We start from the raw sequence: 24499 nt of genomic DNA, 5'->3' as shown, positions 1-24499 counted from the left end.
GCCCGACGCAGGGCGGCGACCGACCAGCGAGAAGGCCAGGCCGCAGCCGACCGCGCGGGCGAGACTCTCGGGAAGGCGCTACGTGAGTCCCAACGGCTCCGACCGCTCGCCGCGGCGCCCGATGCGGCGGAAGCTGCTGCAGGCACTGACCGCGGGCCTGGTCCTGGCGACCGCCACCGGTTGCACATGGGAGGACTTCCCCCGCCTTGGCATGCCCACCCCCACCACGGAAGAGGCGCCGATCGTCCTCTCCCTGTGGCAGGGCTCCTGGGCTGCCGCGCTCGCCGTCGGCGTGCTGGTGTGGGGCCTCATTCTGTGGAGTGCGATCTTCCACCGGCGCAGCCGCACCAAGATCGAGGTACCTCCGCAGACCCGGTACAACGTGCCCATCGAGGCGCTGTACACGGTCGTTCCGATCATCATCGTCTCGGTCCTGTTCTACTTCACGGCCCGCGACGAGTCGAAGCTGCTCAGCCTCGAGAAGAAGCCCGACGTCACGGTGAACGTGGTCGGCTTCCAGTGGAGCTGGTGCTTCAACTACGTCGAGGACGTCGAAGGTTCCACCGGCGACGCCAAGACCGCCAAGGAACTGGACGCGGTCCCGGAACGCTACAAGAAGGACTTCCCGGACAACGCGGGCGGTGTCTACACCTGCGGCACGCCGGGTGAGCGCAACCCGCAGACCGGCAACCCCGGCCCCACGCTGTGGCTGCCGGAGGGCAAGACGGTCCGCTTCGTCCTCACCTCGCGGGACGTCATCCACTCCTTCTGGGTGGTGCCGTTCCTCATGAAGCAGGACGTCATCCCGGGCCACCCCAACGCCTTCCAGGTGACTCCCAACCATGAGGGCACCTTCCTCGGCAAGTGCGCCGAGCTGTGCGGCGTCGACCACTCCCGGATGCTGTTCAACGTGAAGGTGGTCTCCCCCGAGCGTTACGAGCAGCACCTGAAGGAGCTCGCCGAGAAGGGCCAGACCGGTTACGTGCCCGCCGGTATCGAGCAGACCGAGCACGAGAAGAACCGGGAGACGAACGTCCTGTGAGTATCGTCAACGAACCCTCGGGTGCCGCCGAGGCCGGCACCTACGAGAACGAGCTGCCGGTCCGACGCAGGCAGCCCGGCAACGTCGTGGTGAAGTGGCTGACGACCACCGACCACAAGACCATCGGCACGCTGTACCTGGCGACGTCGTTCGCGTTCTTCTGCATCGGTGGTGTGCTCGCGCTCGTCATGCGCGCCGAGCTCGCCCGGCCGGGTACGCAGATGCTCTCGAACGAGCAGTTCAACCAGGCGTTCACGATGCACGGCACGATCATGCTGCTGATGTTCGCGACGCCGCTGTTCGCGGGCTTCGCGAACTGGATCATGCCGCTGCAGATCGGCGCGCCCGACGTCGCGTTCCCGCGACTGAACATGTTCGCCTACTGGCTCTACCTGTTCGGCTCGCTGATCGCGGTGGGTGGCTTCCTCACCCCGAACGGCGCCGCCAGCTTCGGCTGGTTCGCCTACACCCCGCTGTCCGACGCGATCCGCTCGCCCGGCATCGGCTCCGACATGTGGATCATGGGTCTGGCCTTCTCCGGCTTCGGCACCATCCTCGGCTCGGTCAACTTCATCACCACGATCATCTGCATGCGCGCACCCGGCATGACGATGTTCCGCATGCCGATCTTCACCTGGAACGTCCTGCTGACCGGTGTCCTGGTCCTGCTGGCCTTCCCGGTCCTGGCGGCCGCGCTGTTCGCCCTGGAGGCGGACCGCAAGTTCGGCGCTCACGTGTTCGACGCGGCCAACGGCGGCTCACTACTGTGGCAACACCTCTTCTGGTTCTTCGGACACCCAGAGGTGTACATCATCGCCCTGCCGTTCTTCGGCATCATCAGTGAGGTCATCCCGGTCTTCTCCCGCAAGCCGATGTTCGGCTACTGGGGCCTGATCGCGGCGACCATCGCCATCGCCGGTCTCTCCGTGACCGTGTGGGCCCACCACATGTACGTCACCGGTGGTGTGCTGCTGCCGTTCTTCTCCTTCATGACGTTCCTCATCGCCGTCCCGACCGGTGTGAAGTTCTTCAACTGGATCGGCACGATGTGGAAGGGCTCGTTGTCCTTCGAGACACCGATGCTCTGGGCGACCGGCTTCCTGATCACCTTCACCTTCGGTGGTCTGACCGGTGTCATCCTGGCCTCGCCGCCCATGGACTTCCACATCTCCGACTCGTACTTCGTGGTGGCCCACTTCCACTACGTGGTCTTCGGCACGGTCGTCTTCGCGATGTTCTCCGGCTTCCACTTCTGGTGGCCGAAGTTCACCGGCAAGATGCTCGACGAGCGCCTCGGCAAGATCACCTTCTGGACGCTGTTCGTCGGCTTCCACGGCACCTTCCTGGTCCAGCACTGGCTGGGCGCCGAGGGCATGCCGCGCCGGTACGCCGACTACCTGGCGGCCGACGGCTTCACCGCCCTGAACACGATCTCCACGATCAGCTCGTTCGTGCTCGGCCTGTCGATCCTGCCGTTCTTCTACAACGTCTGGAAGACGGCCAAGTACGGCAAGCCGGTCGGCGTCGACGACCCGTGGGGCTACGGCCGCTCCCTCGAGTGGGCGACCTCCTGCCCGCCGCCGCGGCACAACTTCCTCACCCTGCCGCGGATCCGCAGCGAATCCCCGGCGTTCGACCTGCACCACCCCGACATCGCCGCCCTCGAGCAGCTGGGCCACACCGGCGGCCAGGAAGCGCTCGCGGGTAGCAAGGAGGCCGGCAAGTGAAGATCCAGGGCAAGATGTTCATGTGGCTGAGCGTCTTCGTCCTCGCCATGGCGATCGTCTATGGCGTGTGGTCGAAGGAGCCGGCCGGCACCACGGCCCTCTTCCTGGCCTTCGGTCTGTGCATCATGATCGGCTTCTACCTGGGCTTCACCGCCCGGCGAGTCGACGCCGGTGCCCAGGACGACCTGGAGGCCGATGTCGCGGACGACGCGGGCGAGCTGGGCTTCTTCAGCCCGCACAGCTGGCAGCCGCTGTCCCTGGCCATCGGTGGCGCCCTCGCCTTCCTCGGTGTCGCGGTCGGCTGGTGGCTGCTGTACTTCTCCGCCCCGCTGATCCTCATCGGCATCTGGGGCTGGGTCTTCGAGTACTACCGCGGTGAGAACCAAACCCAGTAGCACCCGCTGATCCCACGGGAGCCCGGACACTCCGTCAGGAGAGTCCGGGCTCCCGCTTTTGCAGCAACATCGGTCCTTCGACCGGGTGACTCGGCGCGCCGTGCTTGACGAAGCTCCCTAGCGTGAGCTCATGAGGCACACACCGCGCACCCGCACCGTCACCGCCTGCGCTCTGCTGGCGATATCCATCGCCCCGGCCGTCTCCGCCTGCGGGGACGAGGACCACCCCCTGTCGGCCGCGCCCTACGACGCGACGGACCAGATCTCCTTCAACGGCCCCACCGGCGGGGGGCAGAAGGCCGACCCCGACAAGGCCCTGGAGATCACCCGGGAGGGCGACGAGGGCCGCATCACGGACGTCACCGCGACAGACGCGGCAGGACGCCGTCTGGCGGGCGAACTCACCGCCGACGGCACCCGCTGGCACTCCACCTCCCCGCTCGCCGCCGGCACCCACTACACGGTCCGGGTGAGTACCGAGGACGAGGACGGCAGGCCCGGCCGCCGCCTCCTGGCCTTCGACACCGGCAAGCCCGTCACCCGCAAGCAGCTGGACATCACCTTCGGCCCCAAGGCGGGCACGTACGGGGTCGGGCAGCCCGTCACCGCCGAACTCAGCCACGCGGTCCGGGACCCGGCACAGCGGGCCGTCGTCGAACGCGCCCTGAAGGTGCAGTCCACGCCCGCCGTGGAGGGCGCCTGGCACTGGGTGAACGACAAGGAACTCCACTACCGGCCCAAGGAGTACTGGCCCACCCACGCCACCGTCCAGGTCCGCAGCAACCTGGAGGGCATCAAGGTCGGCGACCGGCTGTGGGGCGGGGCGGCCAAGCCGCTGAAGATATCCACCGGCGACCAGATAGTCGCCGTGACGGACGCCGCCTCACACTCGATGACCGTCTACCGCAACGGTGAGAAGATCAACTCCATACCCGTCACCACCGGCAAGCCCGGCTTCGAGACCCGCAACGGTGTCAAGGTGGTGCTCGGCAAGGAGTACTTCGTACGGATGCGCAGCACCAGCATCGGCATAGCCGCCGGCTCCTCCGAGTCGTACGACCTGCCGGTCTACTACGCCACCCGGGTCACCTGGAGCGGCGAGTACGTCCACGCCGCCCCCTGGTCCGCCGGCTCCCACGGCGCCGCCAACACCAGCCACGGCTGCACCGGCATGAGCACCGACAACGCGGCCTGGTTCTTCCAGAACGTCCGCGAAGGCGACCTCGTGAAGGTCGTCAACTCCTACGGCGACCCCATGGAACCCTTCGGCAACGGCTTCGGCGACTGGAACCTCAGCTGGACCCAGTGGCGCGAGGGCAGCGCCCTGACGGCCGGCAAGCCGGAGACCGCGGGACCGGAGCAAGCGGCACGCCTCAGACCGACGGCAGTGTGACGCCCCTCGGACTCCCGGACTCCTAGGCGCTCTGAAGCCTCTTCTGCCGCAGCAGAGCCGCCAGCGCCCCCGCGAACTCCACCGGATCCACCGGCAACGTCACAGCCGCTTCCGCGCGGCTCCACGTGGCCAGCCACGCATCCTGCGGCCGCCCGATCAGCAACAGCACCGGCGGGCACTCGAAGACCTCGTCCTTGATCTGCCGGCAGAGCCCCATGCCCCCCATGGGCACGGCCTCCCCGTCCAGCACACAGACGTCGATCCCGCCCTTCTCCAGCTCCCCGAGGACCGCCGCGGGCGTCGCGCACTCGACGAACTCCACCACGGGGACGTCCGGAGCCGGCCGTCGGCCGGAGGCGAGCCGCACCTGCTCGCGGGTGTTGGAGTCGTCGCTGTAGACCAGCACCGTGGCGGTCGGCTGCATAGCTTCCTCCGTGACTTCGGCGTCGTACGGAAAGGCCCGTAGGCCCGGATGCTACTCCTCTGAACACCACGTCAACACCGGTATGGGCGAGGGCAACACTCCGAACGGCACCCCCCGGAGTGAGGGCGGGATAAGCGACCGACATAATGTCGGTCGTGGCGACAGCAACGACAGTAGACACCGGGCACGCGCACCCGTCGGTCAACCGACCGAACCTCGTCAGTGTCGGAACCATCATTTGGCTGAGTTCCGAGCTGATGTTCTTCGCGGCCCTCTTCGCGATGTACTTCACCCTGCGATCGGTGACAGGACCCGAGTTCTGGAGTGAGAAGGCGGACGCCTTGAACTTCCCGTTCTCGGCGACGAACACCACGATCCTGGTCCTCTCCTCCCTCACCTGCCAGCTCGGCGTGTTCGCCGCCGAGCGCGGTGACGTGAAGAAGCTCCGGGGCTGGTTCATCGTCACCTTCATCATGGGTGCGATCTTCATCGGCGGCCAGGTGTACGAGTACACCGAGCTGGTCAAGCACGAGGGCCTCTCGCTCTCGTCCGACCCCTACGGCTCGGTCTTCTACCTGACCACCGGCTTCCACGGCCTGCACGTGACGGGCGGTCTCATCGCCTTCCTGCTGGTCCTGGGCCGTACCTACGCGGCCCGCAGGTTCACCCACGAGCAGGCGACCGCCGCCATCGTCGTGTCCTACTACTGGCACTTCGTCGATGTCGTCTGGATCGGCCTCTTCGCCACGATCTACATGATCAAGTAGCCGGACCCGATCCCACGCGCGTTACCGAAGCGCACCTCCAGAAGCATCGACGCAGAAGATCCTGACACCGGGGTAATCCGTGAAAAAGCTCTCCGCACGACGACGCCATCCGCTGGCGGCGGTCGTCGTCCTACTCCTCGCGCTGGCGGCTACCGGGGGGCTGTACGCCGCCTTCGCACCCGCGGGCAAGGCGCAGGCCGATGAAGCCGCGCAGTCCCTCGCCATCGACGAGGGCAAGAAGCTCTACGCCGTCGGCTGCGCCAGCTGCCACGGCACCGGCGGTCAGGGCACCTCCGACGGTCCGAGCCTGGTCGGCGTGGGCGCGGCGGCCGTCGACTTCCAGGTCGCCACCGGCCGTATGCCTGCCGCGACCTCCCAGGGCGCCCAGGTGCCGCGGAAGAAGAACATCTACACCCAGGCCGAGATCGACCAGCTCGCGGCGTACATCTCGTCGCTGGGCGCCGGTCCGTCCGTGCCCACCGAGGAGCAGTACGGCCCGCAGGGCGCGGACATCGCCGAGGGTGGCGAGCTGTTCCGCACCAACTGCGCGCAGTGCCACAACTTCACCGGTAAGGGCGGTGCCCTGACCAAGGGCAAGTACGCGCCGACCCTCGAGGACGTGGACCCGAAGCACATCTACGAGGCCATGCAGACCGGCCCGCAGAACATGCCCTCCTTCCCCGACACCACGCTGTCGGAGCAGAACAAGAAGGACATCATCGCGTACCTGAACGCGGTCAACAGTGACGACACCGTGAACCCCGGCGGGACGGACCTGGGCGGCCTCGGGCCGGTCAGCGAGGGTCTCTTCGGCTGGATCGCCGGTCTCGGCGGGCTGATCGCCGTAGCCGTGTGGGTCGCCGCCCGGACCGCAAAGGCCAAGAAGTCATGAGTAGCCAAGACATTCCAGAAGAGAACCTGCCCGCTGCGCAGGACGCCGCCCACGGCGCGGTGGACGTCGCGGACGAGAAGCACCCGTTCGCCGACCCCGGGCTGCCGCCCCACGAGCACCGGATCCAGGACATCGACGAGCGGGCCGCCAAGCGGTCCGAGCGCACGGTCGCCCTGCTGTTCACGGTGTCGATGCTGGCCACCATCGGCTTCATCGCCTCGTTCGTGGCGATCCCCGTCGACAAGTCGATCTACGTGTGGCCGCTCGGCCACGTGGGCGCGCTGAACCTCGCGCTCGGCTTGACGCTCGGCCTCGCCCTGTTCTGCATCGGCGCGGGCGCGGTCCACTGGGGCCGCACCCTGATGTCCGACGAGGAGCTGGTCCAGGAGCGGCACCCGATCGAGGCCCCGGCCGACGTCCGTGCCCAGGTGTTCGCCGACTTCAAGCAGGGCGCCAAGGAATCGGCGATCGGCCGCCGCAAGCTGATCCGCAACACGATGTTCGGCGCGCTCACCCTGGTGCCGCTCTCCGGCGTCGTCCTGCTGCGCGACCTCGGTCCGCTGCCCGAGGACAAGCTGCGCCACACCCTGTGGTCCAAGGGCAAGCTGCTGGTCAACATGAACACGCACGAGCCGCTGCGTCCCTCCGACGTCGCCGTCGGCTCGCTCACCTTCGCCATGCCCGAGGGCCTGGAGGAGCACGACCACGACTTCCAGAACGAGATCGCCAAGGCCGCCCTGATGGTCGTCCGGCTGGAGCCGGGCGACATCAAGGACAAGCAAGAGCTCGAGTGGTCGCACGAGGGCATCGTGGCGTACTCGAAGATCTGCACCCACGTCGGTTGCCCGATCTCCCTGTACGAGCAGCAGACGCACCACGTGCTGTGCCCCTGCCACCAGTCCACCTTCGACCTGTCCGACGGTGCCCGGGTCATCTTCGGCCCCGCCGGCCACGCCCTTCCGCAGCTGCGCATCGGCGTGAACGACGAGGGCTACCTCGAGGCGCTCGGCGACTTCGAAGAGCCCGTCGGTCCTGCTTTCTGGGAGCGCGGATGAGCACTCAAGACACCACCGGGTCCCGCGCACGCGGGAAGGCACCGGCCGGCGAGCGCGTCGCCGACTGGGCCGACGGCCGGCTGGGGATCTACTCCCTGGCCAAGGCCAACATGCGCAAGATCTTCCCCGACCACTGGTCGTTCATGCTGGGTGAGGTCTGCCTCTACAGCTTCATCATCATCATCCTCACGGGTGTGTACCTGACGCTGTTCTTCCACCCGTCGATGAACGAGGTGGAGTACCACGGCTCGTACGTGCCGCTGCAGGGCCAGCTCATGTCGGAGGCGTTCGCCTCGACGCTGGACATCAGCTTCGACGTCCGCGGCGGTCTGCTGATCCGGCAGATCCACCACTGGGCGGCGATCGTCTTCCTCGCCGGCATGTTCGTGCACATGATGCGCGTCTTCTTCACCGGCGCGTTCCGCAAGCCGCGTGAGATCAACTGGCTGTTCGGCTTCCTGCTGTTCGTCCTTGGCATGTTCACCGGTTTCACCGGCTACTCGCTCCCGGACGACCTGCTCTCCGGCACCGGTGTCCGCTTCACCCAGGGCGCGATCCTGTCCGTGCCGATCGTCGGCACGTACATCTCGATGTTCCTGTTCGGCGGCGAGTTCCCCGGCACCGACTTCGTGGCCCGGTTCTACTCGATCCACATCCTGCTGCTGCCGGGCATCATGCTCGGCCTCGTGGTGGCGCACCTGATCCTGGTCTTCTACCACAAGCACACGCAGTTCGCGGGTCCCGGCAAGAACAACAAGAACGTCGTCGGCATGCCGCTGCTGCCGGTCTACATGGCCAAGGCCGGAGGCTTCTTCTTCTTGGTCTTCGGTGTGATCGCGGCCATCGCCGGCATCGCGTCCGTCAACCCGATCTGGGTCCTCGGCCCGTACCGTCCGGACCAGGTGTCCACGGGCGCCCAGCCCGACTGGTACATGGGCTTCGCCGAGGGTCTGATCCGTGCGATGCCGGGCTGGGAGGTCAACTTCTGGGGTCACACGCTGGTCCTCGGCGTGTTCATCCCGCTGATGCTCTTCGGTGTGTTCCTCGCGGTGATCGCGCTCTACCCGTTCATCGAGTCCTGGATCACCGGGGACAAGCGCGAGCACCACATCCTGGACCGCCCGCGCAACGCCCCGACCCGTACGGCCTTCGGTGTCGCCTGGGTGACCGGCTACATGATCATGCTGATCGGCGGTGGCAACGACATCGTCGCCACGCACTTCAACCTGTCGATCAACGACGTCACCTGGTTCGTGCGGATCGGCTTCTTCGCCGGCCCGGTCCTCGCGTTCATCATCACCAAGCGGATCTGCCTCGGCCTGCAGCGCCGGGACAAGGACAAGGTGCTGCACGGTCGCGAGACCGGCACCATCAAGCGCCTGCCGCACGGTGAGTTCATCGAGGTGCACGAGCCGCTCAGCCAGGACAAGCTGTACACGCTCACCGCGCACGAGCAGTACAAGCCGGCCGAGATCGGCCCGACGGTCGACGAGAACGGCGTCGAGCGCAAGGTGAAGGGCTCCGAGAAGCTGCGCGCCAAGCTGAGCAAGGCGTACTACGGCGAGGAGTCCCAGATCGCCAAGCCCACCGTCGAGGAGTACAAGGAGATCACGAGCGGCCACGGCCACCACTGATCGCTGCGTTCGCCACGCCACGCTGAAGGGCCCCCGTCCGGTGTTCGGACGGGGGCCCTTCGCCGTGCCCGGGGCTGGATAGGCTGGGGTCGCACCGATGTGTTTCATGTGTTCCACGACGATCAGGAGCGGCTGATGAGCGCTGTGACCCCCGCTGGAGGCGACACCGCGGCGGGCCGTTCCTGGCCCGTCGTACTGAACGCGCTGCTGGAGGGCCGGGACCAGGGCGCCGACGACACGGCCTGGGCCATGGACCGGATCATGCGCGGTGAGGCGACCGACGCGCAGATCGCCGGGTTCGCGGTGGCGCTGCGGGCCAAGGGCGAGACGGTCGAGGAGATCACCGGCCTGGTCCGCGCGATGTACGCGCACGCCAATGTGATCGAGGTGCCCGGCGCCACCGTCGACATCGTCGGTACCGGCGGCGACGGCGCGAAGACGGTGAACATCTCCACGATGTCGTCCGTCGTCGTGGCCGGCACCGGCGCGAAGGTGGTCAAGCACGGCAACCGGGCCGCGTCGTCGGCGTCCGGTGCCTCCGACGTGCTGGAGAAGCTGGGCGTCAATCTGGAGCTGACGCCGAAGCGGGTGGCGGAGGTCGCCGAGGAGGCCGGGATCACCTTCTGCTTCGCGGTGAAGTTCCACCCGGCGCTGCGCCATGTGGCGGCGGCCCGCGGCCAGCTGGGCATCCGCACGACGTTCAACTTCCTCGGCCCGCTGACCAACCCGGCCCGGGTGAAGGCCCAGGCGGTCGGTGTGGCGGATCTGCGGATGGCGCCGATCGTCGCGGGCGTCTTCGCCGAACGCGGCAACTCCTCCCTGGTGTTCCGCGGCGACGACGGCCTCGACGAGCTGACCACCACCTCCACCTCCCGGGTGTGGATCGTCCGCGACGGCAAGGTCGCCGAGGAGACCTTCGACCCGCGGGACGTCGGCCTCGAACTGGTCCCGGTGGAGGCGCTGCGCGGCGCGGACGCCTCCTACAACGCCGAGGTCGCCCGCCGTCTGCTGGACGGCGAGACCGGCCCGGTGCGGGACGCGGTGCTGCTGAACTCGGCGGCGGCGCTGGTCGCGCTGGAGCCGACCGGGGAGCCGCTGGCGGAGCAGATCCGCGCCGGGATGGCGAAGGCGGCGGAGTCGATCGACTCGGGCGCCGCGAAGCGGACGCTGGAGCGCTGGGTGGCGGCCAGCAACGCGTAGCGTTCCACCGAGGAGCGTCCCGCGATCCGGACACGGGTTGCGGGACGACGATCATTTCGCGTACGTTCCCGTACCAGGTCATGAGTGACAGTCATGAGGCCCCGGCCGACTGTCCGGCAACCCTCCGTCCGTGGCGGGGTGCCCCGGGTGAAGACCAGGCCGTACGGCAGCAAGGCCTACGGCAAGCGCGGACCCCTCGCAAACCAGGGGTCCTGGTCGTTCGAGGGAGTCTCCCGTGAGCAAGCGAATGCGATAGGGCCGCAGAGCCCCGCCTCCGCATCCCCTTTTCTCTCTTCTTCTCTCACCCTCACGGGAGCTTCGCCATGTCCGTCTCCACCGCTGCCGCCGACAAGTCCGTTTGTGCCCCGCTGCCCGTTCTGGGGCGAGATGTCACCGTGCCGCTCGTCACCGGCGGCGAGGTCGCCTACGCCGCGCTCGACTACGCCGCCAGCGCGCCGGCGCTCCAGCGGGTCTGGGACGACGTCGCCGCCTACGCGCCGTACTACGGCAGCGTCCACCGCGGTGCCGGATACCTCTCCCAGCTGTCCACGGACCTCTTCGAGAACGCCCGCCGCACGGTCGCCGGGTTCCTGGACTGCCGCGACGGCGACCAGGTCGTCTTCACCCGGTCCACCACCGACTCGCTCAACCTGCTCGCCGCCGCCCTGCCCGCCGACTGCCGGGTCTTCGTCTTCGAGACCGAGCACCACGCCTCCCTGCTGCCCTGGAAGAACGCCCAGGTCACCTACCTGGACGCGCCGCGCACCCCGGCTGAGGCGGTGGCGACCCTGGAGCGCGCCCTCGCCGACCGCGAGCCCCACGGCCCGGCGCTGGTCTGCGTCACCGGCGCCTCCAACGTCACCGGCGAGCTGTGGCCGGTCCGCGAGCTCGCCGCGGCGGCGCACGCGCACGGCGCCCGGATCGTGCTCGACGCCGCCCAGCTGGCCCCCCACCACCCGGTCTCCGTACGGGACCTGGACGTCGACTGGGTCGCCTTCTCCGGCCACAAGCTGTACGCCCCGTTCGGCTCCGGCGTCCTCGCGGGCCGCGCCGACTGGCTGCGGGAGGCCGAGCCGTACCTCGCGGGCGGCGGCGCCAGCCGCAAGGTGAGCCGGCGCGAGGACGGCGGCGTGGACGTGGAGTGGCACGAGAGCGCCGCCCGGCACGAGGCGGGCTCGCCGAACGTCATCGGCGCCTACGCCATCGCCTCCGCCTGCAAGGCGCTGACCGACGCCGGGTTCGACAGCCTGGTCGCCCGTGAGCGGTACCTGATCGAGAAGGTCCGCGCGGGCCTCGCCGAGGTGCCCGAGGTGCGGGTCCTCTCCCTCTTCGGCGACGACGCCCCGCGCGTCGGCGTGATCTCCTTCGTCGTCGACGGCTGGAACAGCTCGCACTTCGCCGCCGCGCTCTCCGCGGAGTACGGCATCGGCGTGCGCGACGGCCTGTTCTGCGCCCACCCGCTCGTCCGCACCCTGCTCGGCAGCGACCCGCAGACCCAGGGCGAGTGCGGCGCCCCGGAGGCCGCGCCCGGCGAGAAGTCCCTCAACGCCATCCGGGTCAGCTTCGGCGCGGGCACGCCGGACGAGCACGTGGAGCGGTTCCTGGCCGCCGTGCGGGAACTGGTCCGGGACGGCGCCCGCTGGAACTACCGCACCGAGGACGGGCGTTGCGTGCCGGACACCTCCGCGTGAGCCGGTAGCCGGGCGCCCAGCAGGATCATCCGCAGGGCGCGTTCGGCGGCGTCCGTGAGCAGTTCGCTCGCCCGCACCAGCGCCTCCGCCAGCGCCATCGGCGCGGGCAGGATCCCGCTGAACGCGTCCACGCCCGGCACCTCGTGCGCCCCGTCGCCGAGCGTGCCGGCCAGGGCGAGCACCGGACGGCCGTACCGCTTGGCGCGGCGGGCCACCTCCGCCGGGACCTTGCCGTGCGGCGTCTGGTGGTCGAGGGCGCCCTCCGCGGTGACGACCAGGTCGGCGCGGGCCAGCCGGGCGTCCAGGTCGAGATGGCCGAGGAGGACGTCGAAGCGGGGCAGCAGCCGGGCGCCGAGCGCGGCCAGGCCCGCGCCGAGCCCGCCGGACGCGCCGGTGCCGGGCCCGAGCCGCAGATCGGTGCCCGTGACCCGGAGATCGCGGGTGAGGACGTACGCCCAGTTCTCCAGGCCCGCCGACAGATGCTCCACCTGCGCGGGCGTCGCCCCCTTCTGCGGTCCGAAGACCCGCGCCACGCCCCGCTCGCCGCACAGCACGTTGTACGGGTTGCAGGCGACCAGCAGTTCCGTGTCGCGCAGCCGGGGGTCGAGGCCGGTCGGGTCGACGCGGTGCAGCCGGATCAACTCGGCTCCTCCGGGCGGAAGTTCGAAACCGTCGGCGTCCAGCAGGCGGGCGCCGAGGGCCTGCAGGGCACCCGCGCCGCCGTCCGAGGTGCCGGAGTCGCCGCAGCCGACCAGGATCCGCCGTACGCCGGTGCCGAGCGCGGCGCGGATCAGCTCGCCGACGCCATAGGTGGTGGTGGCGCCCGGGTCGCGCAGGGAGTGCGGGACGAGGGCGAGCCCGGCGACCGCGGCCATCTCCACCAGCGCGGTGTCCCCGGCGCCGCCGAGCAGCGCGAAGTGGGTGCCGAGCCGGTCGCCTACGGGACCGGTCGCGGGCAGCGCCACCAGCCGCCCGCCGGTCGCGGCGGCCAGCGCGACGGCCGTGCCCTCCCCGCCGTCCACCAGCGGGACCAGATCGATCTCGGCGTCCGGCAGCACCCGGCGGACCCCGTCCGCGATGGCGTCGGCGGCGGCCTGGGCGGACAGCGACTCCTTGAAGCCGCTGGGGGCTACGACGACTCGGCTCAGCATGGCGGGTCTCCTAACGGGTCAGGGGAACGCCGAGCAGCGGCCACACCGCCACGGCGAAGAGCAGGACGAGGGCGGCGGTCAGCGGGGCCAGCACGGCGGACAGGCGCAGCAGGTCGCGCGGGGTGTAGGTGGGGGTGCCGGGGATGTCCGCGAAGAGCGTGACCGGCTTGGCGGAGGCGGGCAGGGTGTGGCAGAAGCCCGCCGCGGCGGTCGAGGCGAGCGCCGCGGCGACCGGGTTGACGCCGGCTCCCACCGCGGCGGCCACCACCAGCGGCACGAGGACGGAGGAGCGGGCGGAGCGGGACTGCAGGACCAGGTGCGCCGCCGTACTGACCGCGACGACGACCGCCAGGAACACCACCGGACCGACCCCCGACGGCAGCCCCGACACCAGCCACCTCGCGGCGCCCGAGTCGGCGAGCGCCACGCCCATCGCCATGGTCGCGGCCATGAACAGCAGCAGCGACCAGGGGACCGTGCGCAGCGCGTCCTTCAGCCGTACGGTGCCCAGGGCCGGTGACGCGGCGACGACCGCGCCGATCAGCGCGACGACGGCGGGCGGCACCCGGTGCAGCGGCTCGCCGCACCACAGCAGCACCACCGTGGCCAGCAGCAGCGCGCAGCGGGTCTCCTCCGGCGTCCAGGGGCCGGTCACCGGGGTCTCGCTGTGCCGCTGGATCTCCTCGGCGGTGACGCGCACCGGGCCGCGGCGGTCCGCGCGGCGGGTGGTGGTGAGCAGCACGGCCTCGGCGGCGAGATGCGAGGACGCGACCGCCAGCGGCAGGGCCGGCAGCAGCCACTCCACGAACCCGATCCGCTCCCCGGTGGCCTCCCACAGCACCGACACGGTGATCAGATGCGCGCCCGCACCGATCAGGGTCGCCACCGCCGACAGCAGGATCACGGTCGGGAACAGCAGCGCCAGCATCACGACCAGTCGCTTCCGGTCGGCGAGGGCCTTGGCGAGCGCCAGGAAGACGGGTAGCGCGAGGGCCGCCCGGCCGGAGGTGGCCGGCACCGCGAACGCCGTGACGACCAACGCGGCCGTGGTCAGGTGCACCAGCTGGCGCACCGTGCGCGCGCCGCCCACCAGGAAGGCCGCCGCCCGGGCCGCGAGCCCGGTCCGGGTGACCGCCGCCGCCAGCACGAACGCGCATATCAGCAGCCAGACCGTGGAGTCCCCGAGGGTGCCGAACAGGGTGTCGCTGCTGATCACCCCGGTCGCGGTGAGCGCGAGTCCGGCGCCCAGCGCGATGTACGTGTCGTCGATCGGGGTGCCGATCCAGGCGCAGGCCGCCAGCGCGAACACCGCGAGGGTGAGGCGCGCGTCACCGCTCAGGCCGGGGAAGTTGCCGGGCACGGCGAGCAGCGCGCACAGGGACAGCGCCACGCACAGGGTCACGGCGAGACGGGGAGTGAGGGTCACATCGTCGAGAGTCCCGGGCGGCGGTGAGCCGCCGATGAGCCGGACATGAAGGGAACTTCACGCGGCAGGCAGCCGGTACCCCATCCCGCGGACCGTCTCCACCCGCTCCGCGCCGAGCTTCTTGCGCAGCGCCCGGACGTACACGTCCACGATGTTCGAGCCGGGGTCGAAGTCGTAGCCCCATACATGGGACAGGATCTGCTCGCGGGACAGCACCTGCCCGGGGTGGCGCAGGAACAGCTCCAGCAGCACGAACTCACGGGCCGTCAGATCGACCGTGCGGTCCCCGGAGCGGGCCCGACGGGTGCGCAGGTCCAGGCTGAGCGTGCCCGACCGCAGCACGGTCACCTCGGGCGCCCTGGCCGCCGTACGCAGCCGCAGGCGCACCCGCGCGAGGAGTTCCTCGAAGCGGAACGGCTTGGTCATCCAGTCGTCGGCGCCGCCTTCCAGGCCGGCCACCGTGTCGCGGACGGAGTCCCGCGCGGTCAGCACGATCACCGGGACCGTCACCCGGGCCTCACGCAGTTCGCGCAGCACCGTGAAGCCGTCCCGGCCGGGCAGGCCGATGTCCAGCACCACCAGGTCGAAGCCGCCGGTGAGGGCGTAGTCGAAGGCGGCGTCGCCGTCGCCGACGACGGTGGTGGTGAAGCCGTTGGCGCGCAGGCCCTTCTCGACGAAGGAGGCGATGCGCTCCTCGTCCTCCACGATGAGGATGCGGTTCACGGGCGTGCCCCTTCCAGCGGGTTCATGGGCGCGGCCCGCCCAGGGTGAGTACGAAGGTGGCGCCGCCGCCCTCGGTGGGGCGCAGCCGGACCCGGCCGCCGTGGCCCTCCGCGATCGCCTTCACGATCGACAGCCCGAGCCCGGCGCCGGAACCGCGCGCCCCGCGCCGGGCGGTGCCGCGCCGGAACCGTTCGAAGATCAGCTCGGCGTCCTGCGGCCGGACCCCGGACCCGGAGTCGGCGACGTACAGCTCGATCCCGTCGGCGCCGGCGCGGGAGCCGATGCGGATGGTCTGGCCGGGCGCGGTGTGCTGCACCGCGTTCTGCGCGAGCTGCACCATCGCCTGCGTGATCCGCTGCGCATCCAACTCGGCCTCCGCGTCGGCGACTTCGGCGAGCCGCCAGTCGCGGTCGCCGAGGGTGCGGGCCTTGACGTAGACGTCGGCGGTGAGTTCGGCGAGCTGGACCGGCTCCGGGGTGACGAAGTCGGGGCGTTCGGCCTTGGCGAGCAGCAGCAGATCCTCGACGATCCGGCTCATCCGGTCCAGTTCGTCGGTCACCAGCCGGATCGTCTCCTCGCGCTCGGCCGGGTCGTCGCCCATCAGCTCCAGATGGCCGCGCACGATGGTGATCGGGGTGCGCAGCTCGTGGCCCGCGTCGTCGACGAACTGCCGCTGGGCGCCGAAGGCCCGCTCCAGACGGTCCAGCATCGCGTTGAACGTCTCCGCGAGCGCGGCCACGTCGTCCCGGCCCACCACGGCGATACGACGGGTCAGGTCCTGCTCGGTGAGCTGTGCGGCGGCGGTGCGCACCAGCCGGACCGGCTTCAGGATGCGCCCGGCGACCACCCAGGCGATGCCGATGGTCATCAGCAGGGCGACCCCGGAGATGGCGAGCAGCACCCGGAACACCTCGTCCGCGCGGTCCTGCTCGCGGCCCGGGTGGAACGCCACCACGAACGCGGCCTCCGGCTCGCCGCCGTACCGGGCGACCGAGACCTTCGCCCAGCGGATGTCGCCGGACGGGCGGTGCAGGGTGCCGCTGGAGTCCGGGGAGGCGAAGATGCGGCGGCGGGCGTCGGTGTCCCGGTGCAGCGGCAGCGCGACGGGGATCTCCCGCTGCTGGACGATCTGCGCGGGGGTGCCGCCCGGGCGGCCGACCAGGCCGACCAGTTCCTCGTCCAGGTCGGCGTACTGCCGTTCCAGGAAGACCCGCAGCAGCCGTGCCGGGTCGGTGAACGGGCGGCCGGTCTCCGGGTCGACGCCCGCCTCCTCGAAGTGCGCGAACTCGCCGGCCTCCTGCGCGAGCAGGTTGTTGATCCGCTGGTCGGTGTCGCGCAGCAGGATGGAACGGGTGGTGGTGGCCACCGACGCGAGCGCGACCGCCATCACCAGCAGCAGCCAGAGCAGGATGCGGACGCGGGCGGAGATCCGCCGGCGCGGTCGGTCAGCCGTCGTCGCCGGGGCCGTCGTCGTCGGTGCCGGTGCCGCGGTCGTCGTCATCGTCGTCACTCGCGGGGTCGTCGGTCACCGGAGGCCGGGAGACGACCTCGTCGCTGGGCGTCGGAGTCGGCGTCGGTGCCGGCGTGGGGGAGCCGCTTTCCAGCTCGACCTTCGCCGGGACCTTCGGCGACTCGGGGCTGTCGGTGAGGGCGAAGCTGGTCGCGGCGATGCCGAGGGGGATGACTACGACCGCGGCCAGGGCCGCCATCCGGCGTGTGAAGACCATGGGCCCGATCCTGGCCCCGGTCCGGTGCGGTGCGGATGAGGGGCGGATGAGGAAGCCTTCATCTGCGGCCCTGGCGGCCGGCCGCGCCCCTCGCGGCGTCTCAGTTGTCCAGGCCGATCGAGAACGCCGCCTCCAGGTCGTGCTGGGAGTACGTGCGGAACGCGACGTGGGTGTCCGTGCCCTCGACGCCGGGGATCTTGCTGATGCGACCGGGGATGACCTCCGCCAGCTCCTCGTGCTCCTTCACCCGGACCATGGCGATCAGGTCGTAGGTGCCGGTCACGGAGAAGACCTCGCTGACGTTGTCCAGCGCGGCGATCGACTCCGCGATCTCGGGGATCCGGTCCACGCTGGTCTTGATGAGGACGATCGCGGTGATCACGGCTGGTTCTCTCCCTCGGGTGCCGGAGCTGGGGCGGCCTTCACTCTAGTCGCAGGCCCGAACCGGGCCCACGCGAACAGCAGGCCCAGCGCGAAGCCCACGACGTGCGCCAGATACGCCACCCCCGGCCCCTGCGAGGCCTGCCCGGCCGCCAGCCACTGCAGGGCCGCCCAGAACGGCAGCACCAGCCAGGCCGGGAACCGCAGCGGCAGGAAGAACAGGAACGGCAGGAGACTGGTCACCCGCGCCCGGGGGAAGAGGAAGAGGAACGCGCCGAGGACGGCGGAGATCGCGCCCGACGCCCCGACCAGCGACTGAGCGGAGTCGGAGTTGGCGCACGCGTAACCGAGCAGCGCGAGATAGCCGCAGCCGAGGTAGAAGAGGGTGAACTGCACGCGGCCCATCCGTTCCTCGGTCATGGCCCCGAAGACGTAGAGGAAGAGCATGTTGCCGAGCAGATGCACCCAGGTGCCGTGCACGAACAGTGCCGTCGCCGGGGTCAGGGCCGCCCGGGGGGACCCCTCGAACAGTTCTGCGGGAACCACTCCCCAGCGCCGGAAATAGGCCCGCTGCGCGGCGAGCAGCTCGTCGCCGGAGCCGTAGACGGGGCTGAGACCCGAGGCGGGGCCGATCACGAAGATCAGGCAGCACAGCGCCATCAGTGCGTACGTCACCGGGGCCGACGGCCGGCGGAACGTCCGCCAGTCCGGCACCCTCCAGTTGCTGATCATGAACACAGAGCATGACGTAACCGGACGCAACCGCACAGACCGCCTCGCCGCCGTGGACGGACGGGCGCCCGGGTCCCCGCAGGCCGTAGGGTTACGAGCCACACGCCGCGGGAAGTCCGGCGTGTCACGGACACTAGAAGGAAAGCGAACAGTCACGATGACGGTTCCCCTGCCGACCGCCACGACGCGGTGGCGCTGCACCCTCTGCGGCAACCTCACCCGCTTCGACGTGACGCGCTCGTCGAAGGTCGTCGAGTACGTCCACCTGGATCTGGCCGGAGAGCCGACGGTCGAGGAGCGCGAGGTGGTCAGTGAGACCATCGAGTCCGTGCGCTGCCGCTGGTGCAACGCCGTGGACCAGGTGGAACTCGTGGACAGGCCGGGCGCCGGCTCCTGACGACGGGGGTCCTTCCGCTCACGCGAGGTCGAGAGCGCGGGAGGGCCCCGCAGGCGCGGCCCCCTCCAGGGGGTCCCGTAGAGGCATTGGGGTGTGACGGATGGTGGAGACACAAGGCGGGGGGCCGGGCGACGGCGCCGCTGAGGTGCTCGACCGCCCGCTGCCCGAAGGGGTGCGCCGCCGCGTCGTGCAGATCGTCGCGGACGGCTTCGGCGGACTGACCATGACCGAACTGCCCGCACAATTGCGGCAGTACGCCCGGTTCGCCCCCAATCGCCGGGCCAAGTTCGCGGGCAACGCGATGGCCTCGGCGCTGGAGACCGACCCGCTGTTCCGGCAGCGCATCGGCGAGAAGCTGAGAGAGGCCCAGCCGGAACTGGCCGGCGCCCTCGACTCCGGCTCGCCGCCGCCGGCCGCGGACCCGCTCGACGTGGCGGCCGCGGCCTACGTGCTCCGGCCCGCGGGCTGGGTGAAGCTGGTGACCGCCGCCGGCGAGGAGGCCCAGCGCGCCGACGCCGAACGCGCCGACGAGGAGAGCCGGGCCGAACTGGAGCGGCTGCGCGCCGAACTGGACGCCGCCCGCGAGCACACCCGCGCCGAGACCGAGCGGCTGCGCGCCGAACTGGACGCCGCCCGCAAGGAAGCGGAATCGCTTCACCGCAAACTGCGTTCCGCCCTCAGCGACGTCAAGCGCGGCGAGGCGGCACTGCGCAAGGTGCACGCCGAGATCGACGCCGTACGGGCCGAGGGGCACGCCCAGGCGTCCGCCGCCGACAGCGAGGTGCGGCGGCTCAAGGCGCGGCTGGGGGAGGCGGAGGCCGCCCTGGAGGCCACCCGCCGGGCGGCCCGCGAGGGACGCAGCGTGGAGGACATGCGGGTACGGCTGCTGCTGGACACCCTGCTCGACGCCACCCAGGGCCTGCGTCGCGAACTCGCCCTGCCGCCGGTCTCGGTACGGCCGGCCGAGACCGTGGACGCGGTCGAACCGGGACGTATGACCCCGAAGGACATCGCCGCGCGCGCCCTGTCGGAGAACGATCCGGCCATCCTCGACCAGTTGCTCGCGCTGCCGCAGGCGCATCTGGTCGTCGACGGCTACAACGTCACCAAGACCGGCTATCCCCAGATGCCCCTGGAGAAGCAGCGGTTGCGGCTGCTCGGCCAGCTCTCCCAGCTCGCCGCACAGACCGGCGCCGAGGTCACCTGTGTCTTCGACGGGGCCGAGCTGGCCGCGCCGGTGCTGCTGGCGCCGCCGCGCGGCGTGCGGGTGCTGTTCTCCAAGCCCGGTGTGACCGCCGACGAGTTGATCCGCCAGCTGGTGCGCGCGGAGCCGCCGGGCCGACCGGTCATCGTCGCCTCCACCGACCGCGAGGTCGCCGACGGGGTGGCGCGGGCCGGTGCCCGACCGGTGGCTTCCGCGGTACTTCTCAAGCGACTGTCCTGAAGGACGGCGTACGGGCTCCGATGCCCGAATTGACGGAACCGTCACGCAACGTAGCGTCAACCGTCAACAGCACCCCGTGAGTTGTGGGCAAAGAATGCCGCGTGTGACGAGAATTTTCTTGTGAGGATTTGAACTGATCACAAGAACATCACTAGGGTCTGGGCTCGTACCTCCGAGCGGGTGATCACTCAGAAGAAGGAGTTCACCTCCGTGGCGTCCCACCGTCGACCCAAGCAGCCCAGTCGCGCCCGTGTGACCGTGCTGACCACCGCAGCCGCCGCTGCCGTCGCCCTCGGCTCCCAGGCCGCCAACGCGGCACCGAGCGAGAAGCCGAGCAAGGACGAGGTCAAGTCCAAGGTCGACAAGCTCTACGAGCAGGCCGAGCAGGCCACCGAGAAGTACAACGGCGCCAAGGAGAAGCAGGAGAAGCTCCAGAAGGAGATCTCCACCATCCAGGACAACGTCGCCCGTGGCCAGGAAGAGGTCAACGAGCTGCGCGACGGCCTGGGTTCGATGGCCAGTGCCCAGTACCGCTCCGGCGGCCTCGACCCGTCCCTCCAGCTCTTCCTCTCCGCCGACCCGGACGACTACCTCGACAAGGCGTCCACGCTCGACCAGCTGAGCGGTCAGCAGGTCGAGGCGCTGAAGAAGATCCAGGACAAGCAGCGCGACCTCGCGCAGCAGCGCGCCGAGGCCTCCGACAAGCTGAAGGACCTCTCCTCCACCCGCACGGAGCTGGGCAAGAAGAAGAAGGAAGTCCAGGCCAAGCTCGCCGAGGCGCAGAAGCTCCTGAACACCCTCACCGCGCAGGAGAAGGCGGCCATCGCCGCCGAGGAGGAGCGCGCCAGCCGGTCCTCCGCCGAGCGCGTCGACCTCGGCAACGCGGCTCCGGCCTCCGGCCGCGCCATGGCCGCCTTCCAGGCCGCCCAGGGCAAGATCGGCTCGCCGTACGTCTACGGCGCCACCGGCCCGTCCTCCTTCGACTGCTCGGGCCTGACCTCCTGGGCCTTCGCCCAGGCCGGCGTCGCCATCCCGCGCATCTCGCAGGACCAGGCCAACGCCGGCACGAGGATCTACAGCCAGTCCGACCTGAAGGTCGGCGACCTGGTCATCTTCTACGGCGACCTGCACCACGTCGGCTTCTACGCGGGCAACGGCCAGGTGCTGCACGCCCCGCGCACCGGCACCGTCGTGCGCTACGAGTCGATCAACAACATGCCGTTCCAGTTCGGCGTCCGGATCTGATCCACGCGCCGTTCCGTCACTGATCCGCTCCAAGATCGGGACACCATGCCCCCCGAACGAGGGAATCACCGGAACGGTTTCTGACCTCGCGCCCCGCCGATGACCTGCGTCAGCGGCGGGGCGTCACTGTGCGTGTCCGTGGAGGTCTTTGGTCGTCACCGTGTGACGGGGCTACTGTCTGCCGCGTTTCCCCCACGCCGGGTCCCTCATCCCGCCCGGCGGCGGGGGTTTTCCTGTCCGCCAGTGGAAGGAGCGCGGCTTCTCGTGGGGTCCCATCGCCGTCAGGCACCGTCGTCCGGTCTCGACCGCGGCACGACCGTCGCGGTCTCCCTCCTGTCGGCCGCGGCGGCCGCGCTCGGCGCGATCCCGGCCGTGGCCGCGCCGCACGACGACACCCGTGCCGAGGTCGACCGCCTCTACGCGGAGGCCGAGAAGGCCACCGAGGCCTACAACAAGGCCGACGAGCGCGCCGACACACTGCGCCGCCAGGTGAACCGCTCCCAGGACCGGATCGCCCGGCAGCAGGAACGCGTCAACACCATGCGGGAGGCGCTGGGCTCGCTGGCCGGTGCCCAGTACCGCTCCGGCGGCCTCGACCCGTCGCTCGCCCTGCTGTTCTCCGAGGACCCGGACGACTACCTCGACAAGGCAGCCGTCCTGGACCGGATCTCCGTCCACCAGGCCGCCAGGCTGAAGGACCTCCAGACGGCCCTGCGGGAACTCACCCAGGACCGCGCGGAGGCCACCGAGACCCTCGGCGAGCTGGAGAAGACCCGCAAGGCCGTCGCCTCGCACAAGCGTGCCGTGGAGCGCAAGCTCGCCAAAGCCCGGCGGCTGCTCGACTCGCTGCCGGACGAGGAACGCGCCGCCTACGACCGGGCCTCCCGCTCCGGCCGCGACGGCATGCCCGACCTCGGGGACGCCGCCCCCGCCTCGGGCCGCGCCGCCGCGGCGGTCGCCGCCGCCCGCTCGGCGCTCGGCAAGCCGTACGTGTGGGGCGCCGCGGGCCCCGGCGGCTTCGACTGCTCCGGCCTGATGCAGTGGTCGTACGCGCAGGCCGGGGTCTCCCTGCCGCGCACCTCGCAGGCCCAGCGGGCGGCCGGGAGACACGTCCCGCTCTCCCAGGCCCGGCCCGGTGACCTCGTCACCTACCGCTCCGACGCCAGCCACGTCGGCATGTACGTGGGCAACGGCCAGGTGATCCACGCGCCCTACCCGGGCGCGCCGGTGCGCTACGACCCGGTCGGGATGATGCCGGTCTCGGCGGTCACCCGGGTCTGAACCGGCCCGGGGCCGCTTACCCTCGGGAAGGTGGCTGATCGAAGGCGGGCGTCAGTGCCCTGGGTGATGGCGCTGTGCCTGCTGCTCGTCGCCCTGACCGGATGCGGGGGGCGGCCCGCCACGGACGCCGCGCGGGCCGAGGTGCAGCGGTTGCTCGACCGGCGGGCCGCCGCCGTCCTGGACCACGACCCGGCGGCCCACCGCGCGACGGGCGCGACCGCCGGCTTCGACCGGCTGCGCGCGGTGCCGCTCGCGGCCTGGTCGTACCGGCTGAAGTCCCTGGAGCGCAGCGGCGACACCGCCACCGCCGACGTCGACCTGCGCTACCGCGTGGCCGGATACGACGCCGCTCCCGTCACCGCCGGCCGCACCCTCACCCTCGACCGCGGCACCGACGGGCGGTGGACGGTGGTCTCCGACCGGCCCGCGCCCAAGGCCGCCCAGCAACTGTGGGACCAGGGCACGGTGACCGCCGTGCGCGGCGCCGACAGCCTGGTCCTCGGCGTCGGACAGTCCCGCGAGGAGCTGCGGGCCTTCGCCGGCCTCGCGGACCGCGCGGTGCCCGCCGTCTCCGGGACGTGGCGCACCGCGTGGAGCGGACGGCTCGTGGTGCTCGTGCCGAAGTCGCTGGACGGCATGGCGGCGCTGCTCGGCTCGCCCGCCTCCTCCTACCGGGGCATCGCCGCGGTCACCACCGGCGAGACCGGCGCGGGCAGCGCGCCCGCCGACCGGATCATCGTCAACCCGGACGCGTACGGCGTCCTCGGGCCGGTCGGCCGGCAGGTCGTGCTCACCCACGAGGCCACCCACGTCGCCACCCGCGCCCACACCAACGCCGCCACCCCGCTGTGGCTGTCCGAGGGCTACGCCGACTGGGTCGGCTACCGGGACACCGGGCGCTCCCCGGCGCAGGCCGCGCCGGAGCTGGCGCGCGCGGTGTCCGAGGGGCGGGTGCCCGCCGCTCTGCCCGCCGACGAGGACTTCGGCTTCACCGGGGACGCTGCGGCGCTGGCGCAGGCGTACGAGGGTGGCTGGCTGGCCTGCCGGCTGATCGCGGACCGCTGGGGCGAGGCGCGGCTCGGCGCGTTCTACCGGGCCGTAGGGGAGCACGGGAAGCGGGACGGGGCGGTCGAGGCGGCGACGGCCGAGGTGCTGGGGACCACGCCGGAGGACTTCACGGCGCTGTGGCGGGAGTATCTGCGGGATCAGCTCGGCGGCTGAGCCGGTCCGTCCTCCAGCAGCGCGATGGCCTCCCTCAGCCAGGCCCGTTCCGCCTCGCCGGTCGCCCGGGCCACGCGCAGCATGCCCTGGCGGAACGGATCGCCGGCCTCCTCGGCCCGCACCGGCTCTCCCGCGCGGTAGAAGAAGCTCGCCGGGGTCTCGAGGAAGTCCAGGCGCCTGCGGAGCACCGCCGCCTGCTCGGCGGGGTCCGGCAGATGGCGCAGGAACGCCAGCAGGGTGTTGAAACGGACCTGGTCGGTGATCTCCGTCTGCTTGGGCTGCCGCAGGCGTGCGCGCAGGTCGGCGCGGCCCTCGTCGGTGAGGGAGAGGACGCGGCGGGGCGCGGCGCTCGTGCCGGGCTCGGTGTGCTGCGCCAGCTTGCCGGCGGCGACGAGGCGGGTGATCGCCGGGTAGAGGGCGCCATCGCTGACGGGGCGGACGTGGCCGCTGAGGGCCTTGATGCGCTCCTTCAGCTCGTAGCCGTGCAGGGGCTCCTCGGCGAGGAAGCCGAGGATCGACAGCTCCAGCATGCGCTCGGTTCGTCCTTTCCT

24 protein-coding genes and 1 riboswitch are annotated in these 24499 nt (G+C 70.8%); of the genes, 15 read left to right on the top strand and 9 right to left on the bottom strand.

Translation table 11 applies throughout. The features are described from left to right. Window positions 1-82 precede the first annotated feature (82 nt). The 4 genes from ctaC (at window position 83) to AMK31_RS25210 (ending at window position 4557) form a co-directional block, all read left to right on the top strand. Window positions 83-1042: an aa3-type cytochrome oxidase subunit II gene (ctaC, locus tag AMK31_RS25225; RefSeq protein ID WP_073942921.1), complete on the top strand. Its 960-nt coding sequence runs from the start codon at window positions 83-85 to the stop codon at window positions 1040-1042. After that, window positions 1039-2769: an aa3-type cytochrome oxidase subunit I gene (ctaD, locus tag AMK31_RS25220; RefSeq protein ID WP_073942920.1), complete on the top strand. Its 1731-nt coding sequence runs from the start codon at window positions 1039-1041 to the stop codon at window positions 2767-2769. Before ctaC ends, ctaD begins: the two co-directional genes overlap by 4 nt. After that, entirely contained in the window at window positions 2766-3164 is a 399-nt protein-coding gene (locus tag AMK31_RS25215) for a cytochrome c oxidase subunit 4 (RefSeq protein WP_073942919.1), read from the top strand. Before ctaD ends, AMK31_RS25215 begins: the two co-directional genes overlap by 4 nt. Window positions 3165-3294: 130 nt before the next feature. Continuing rightward, window positions 3295-4557 carry a L,D-transpeptidase gene (locus AMK31_RS25210; protein ID WP_073942918.1) on the top strand — a complete coding sequence of 421 codons (1263 nt, stop codon included), beginning with the start codon at window positions 3295-3297 and terminating at the stop codon, window positions 4555-4557. Window positions 4558-4579: 22 nt separating this feature from the next. Here AMK31_RS25210 and AMK31_RS25205 read toward each other — a convergent pair whose 3' ends face one another. Then, window positions 4580-4981, bottom strand: coding sequence for a response regulator transcription factor (locus AMK31_RS25205; RefSeq protein ID WP_073942917.1), 402 nt, complete (start codon window positions 4979-4981; stop codon window positions 4580-4582). A 146-nt stretch (window positions 4982-5127) separates the two neighbouring features. Here AMK31_RS25205 and ctaE point away from each other — a divergent pair, with 146 nt between their 5' ends. The 6 genes from ctaE to AMK31_RS25175 all read left to right on the top strand — a co-directional run bounded on the left by ctaE (window position 5128) and on the right by AMK31_RS25175 (window position 12220). Then, the gene (ctaE, locus tag AMK31_RS25200; RefSeq protein ID WP_073942916.1) at window positions 5128-5748 is read left to right on the top strand and encodes an aa3-type cytochrome oxidase subunit III; all 621 of its coding nucleotides are present in this window, start codon (window positions 5128-5130) and stop codon (window positions 5746-5748) included. Window positions 5749-5827: 79 nt separating this feature from the next. Continuing rightward, window positions 5828-6640 carry a cytochrome bc1 complex diheme cytochrome c subunit gene (qcrC, locus tag AMK31_RS25195; protein ID WP_073942915.1) on the top strand — a complete coding sequence of 271 codons (813 nt, stop codon included), beginning with the start codon at window positions 5828-5830 and terminating at the stop codon, window positions 6638-6640. Beyond that, on the top strand, window positions 6637-7695 hold the full coding sequence (gene qcrA / locus AMK31_RS25190) for a cytochrome bc1 complex Rieske iron-sulfur subunit (protein ID WP_073942914.1): 1059 nt from the start codon (window positions 6637-6639) through the stop codon (window positions 7693-7695). Before qcrC ends, qcrA begins: the two co-directional genes overlap by 4 nt. Beyond that, a complete protein-coding gene (gene qcrB / locus AMK31_RS25185) occupies window positions 7692-9329 on the top strand; it encodes a cytochrome bc1 complex cytochrome b subunit (RefSeq protein ID WP_073942913.1) in 1638 nt (545 codons plus the stop codon). The genes qcrA and qcrB overlap by 4 nt, the downstream gene beginning before the upstream one ends. Before the next feature lie 135 nt (window positions 9330-9464). Next, window positions 9465-10529 (top strand): anthranilate phosphoribosyltransferase, encoded by a 1065-nt coding sequence (trpD, locus tag AMK31_RS25180; RefSeq protein ID WP_073943049.1) that lies wholly within the window; start codon window positions 9465-9467, stop codon window positions 10527-10529. Window positions 10530-10605: 76 nt separating this feature from the next. Next, window positions 10606-10723: riboswitch (SAM riboswitch) on the top strand. Window positions 10724-10852: 129 nt separating this feature from the next. Then, entirely contained in the window at window positions 10853-12220 is a 1368-nt protein-coding gene (locus tag AMK31_RS25175; RefSeq protein WP_073942912.1) for an aminotransferase class V-fold PLP-dependent enzyme, read from the top strand. Here AMK31_RS25175 and AMK31_RS25170 read toward each other — a convergent pair. The 7 genes from AMK31_RS25170 to AMK31_RS25140 all read right to left on the bottom strand — a co-directional run bounded on the left by AMK31_RS25170 (window position 12175) and on the right by AMK31_RS25140 (window position 18360). Beyond that, window positions 12175-13371 carry a glycerate kinase gene (locus tag AMK31_RS25170; RefSeq protein ID WP_073942911.1) on the bottom strand — a complete coding sequence of 399 codons (1197 nt, stop codon included), beginning with the start codon at window positions 13369-13371 and terminating at the stop codon, window positions 12175-12177. The two genes, AMK31_RS25175 and AMK31_RS25170, sit on opposite strands and share 46 nt — an antisense overlap. Before the next feature lie 10 nt (window positions 13372-13381). Continuing rightward, window positions 13382-14797, bottom strand: coding sequence for an SLC13 family permease (locus AMK31_RS25165; RefSeq protein WP_073942910.1), 1416 nt, complete (start codon window positions 14795-14797; stop codon window positions 13382-13384). Between the two features lie 57 nt (window positions 14798-14854). Then, window positions 14855-15520: a response regulator transcription factor gene (locus tag AMK31_RS25160; RefSeq protein WP_073942909.1), complete on the bottom strand. Its 666-nt coding sequence runs from the start codon at window positions 15518-15520 to the stop codon at window positions 14855-14857. 22 nt (window positions 15521-15542) lie between these two features. After that, entirely contained in the window at window positions 15543-17021 is a 1479-nt protein-coding gene (locus AMK31_RS25155; protein WP_079186922.1) for a sensor histidine kinase, read from the bottom strand. Next, on the bottom strand, window positions 16966-17247 hold the full coding sequence (locus AMK31_RS25150; protein WP_073942908.1) for a small secreted hydrophilic protein: 282 nt from the start codon (window positions 17245-17247) through the stop codon (window positions 16966-16968). The genes AMK31_RS25155 and AMK31_RS25150 overlap by 56 nt, the downstream gene beginning before the upstream one ends. Before the next feature lie 100 nt (window positions 17248-17347). Then, a complete protein-coding gene (locus AMK31_RS25145; protein ID WP_073942907.1) occupies window positions 17348-17629 on the bottom strand; it encodes an Lrp/AsnC family transcriptional regulator in 282 nt (93 codons plus the stop codon). Further along, complete coding sequence (locus AMK31_RS25140; protein WP_073943047.1) at window positions 17626-18360, bottom strand: rhomboid family intramembrane serine protease; 735 nt, start codon at window positions 18358-18360, stop codon at window positions 17626-17628. The genes AMK31_RS25145 and AMK31_RS25140 overlap by 4 nt, the downstream gene beginning before the upstream one ends. A 157-nt stretch (window positions 18361-18517) precedes the next feature. On the opposite strand from AMK31_RS25140, the gene AMK31_RS25135 reads away from it, so the two are divergent. The 5 genes from AMK31_RS25135 to AMK31_RS25115 all read left to right on the top strand — a co-directional run bounded on the left by AMK31_RS25135 (window position 18518) and on the right by AMK31_RS25115 (window position 23948). Next, complete coding sequence (locus tag AMK31_RS25135; RefSeq protein WP_014672226.1) at window positions 18518-18757, top strand: hypothetical protein; 240 nt, start codon at window positions 18518-18520, stop codon at window positions 18755-18757. Window positions 18758-18857: 100 nt separating this feature from the next. After that, complete coding sequence (locus AMK31_RS25130; protein ID WP_073942906.1) at window positions 18858-20201, top strand: NYN domain-containing protein; 1344 nt, start codon at window positions 18858-18860, stop codon at window positions 20199-20201. A 210-nt stretch (window positions 20202-20411) separates the two neighbouring features. Then, window positions 20412-21446: a C40 family peptidase gene (locus tag AMK31_RS25125; RefSeq protein WP_073943046.1), complete on the top strand. Its 1035-nt coding sequence runs from the start codon at window positions 20412-20414 to the stop codon at window positions 21444-21446. Between the two features lie 264 nt (window positions 21447-21710). Then, window positions 21711-22727 carry a C40 family peptidase gene (locus tag AMK31_RS25120; RefSeq protein ID WP_073942905.1) on the top strand — a complete coding sequence of 339 codons (1017 nt, stop codon included), beginning with the start codon at window positions 21711-21713 and terminating at the stop codon, window positions 22725-22727. Between the two features lie 30 nt (window positions 22728-22757). After that, entirely contained in the window at window positions 22758-23948 is a 1191-nt protein-coding gene (locus AMK31_RS25115; protein WP_073942904.1) for a hypothetical protein, read from the top strand. Here AMK31_RS25115 and AMK31_RS25110 read toward each other — a convergent pair. After that, window positions 23933-24478, bottom strand: a complete 546-nt coding sequence (locus tag AMK31_RS25110; RefSeq protein WP_073942903.1) for a PadR family transcriptional regulator — start codon at window positions 24476-24478, stop codon at window positions 23933-23935. The genes AMK31_RS25115 and AMK31_RS25110 overlap by 16 nt on opposite strands. Window positions 24479-24499 lie beyond the last annotated feature (21 nt).

It is taken from the genome of Streptomyces sp. TSRI0107 (assembly GCF_001905845.1).
Lineage (GTDB): Bacteria > Actinomycetota > Actinomycetes > Streptomycetales > Streptomycetaceae > Streptomyces.
This window is presented reverse-complemented; position numbering and strand designations above follow the sequence as displayed.

Excerpts from the sequence above, each read along its gene's own strand:
- AMK31_RS25170 (WP_073942911.1), bottom strand. The coding sequence starts at position 13,371 with ATGCTGAGCCGAGTCGTCGTAGCCCCCAGCGGCTTCAAGGAGTCGCTG.
- qcrB (WP_073942913.1), top strand. The coding sequence starts at position 7,692 with ATGAGCACTCAAGACACCACCGGGTCCCGCGCACGCGGGAAGGCACCG.
- qcrA (WP_073942914.1), top strand. The coding sequence starts at position 6,637 with ATGAGTAGCCAAGACATTCCAGAAGAGAACCTGCCCGCTGCGCAGGAC.
- AMK31_RS25150 (WP_073942908.1), bottom strand. The coding sequence starts at position 17,247 with ATGGTCTTCACACGCCGGATGGCGGCCCTGGCCGCGGTCGTAGTCATC.
- AMK31_RS25110 (WP_073942903.1), bottom strand. The coding sequence starts at position 24,478 with ATGCTGGAGCTGTCGATCCTCGGCTTCCTCGCCGAGGAGCCCCTGCAC.
- AMK31_RS25140 (WP_073943047.1), bottom strand. The coding sequence starts at position 18,360 with ATGATCAGCAACTGGAGGGTGCCGGACTGGCGGACGTTCCGCCGGCCG.
- trpD (WP_073943049.1), top strand. The coding sequence starts at position 9,465 with ATGAGCGCTGTGACCCCCGCTGGAGGCGACACCGCGGCGGGCCGTTCC.
- ctaE (WP_073942916.1), top strand. The coding sequence starts at position 5,128 with ATGTCGGTCGTGGCGACAGCAACGACAGTAGACACCGGGCACGCGCAC.
- AMK31_RS25135 (WP_014672226.1), top strand. The coding sequence starts at position 18,518 with ATGACGGTTCCCCTGCCGACCGCCACGACGCGGTGGCGCTGCACCCTC.
- AMK31_RS25210 (WP_073942918.1), top strand. The coding sequence starts at position 3,295 with ATGAGGCACACACCGCGCACCCGCACCGTCACCGCCTGCGCTCTGCTG.
- AMK31_RS25130 (WP_073942906.1), top strand. The coding sequence starts at position 18,858 with ATGGTGGAGACACAAGGCGGGGGGCCGGGCGACGGCGCCGCTGAGGTG.
- AMK31_RS25155 (WP_079186922.1), bottom strand. The coding sequence starts at position 17,021 with ATGACGACGACCGCGGCACCGGCACCGACGACGACGGCCCCGGCGACG.
- AMK31_RS25205 (WP_073942917.1), bottom strand. The coding sequence starts at position 4,981 with ATGCAGCCGACCGCCACGGTGCTGGTCTACAGCGACGACTCCAACACC.
- AMK31_RS25175 (WP_073942912.1), top strand. The coding sequence starts at position 10,853 with ATGTCCGTCTCCACCGCTGCCGCCGACAAGTCCGTTTGTGCCCCGCTG.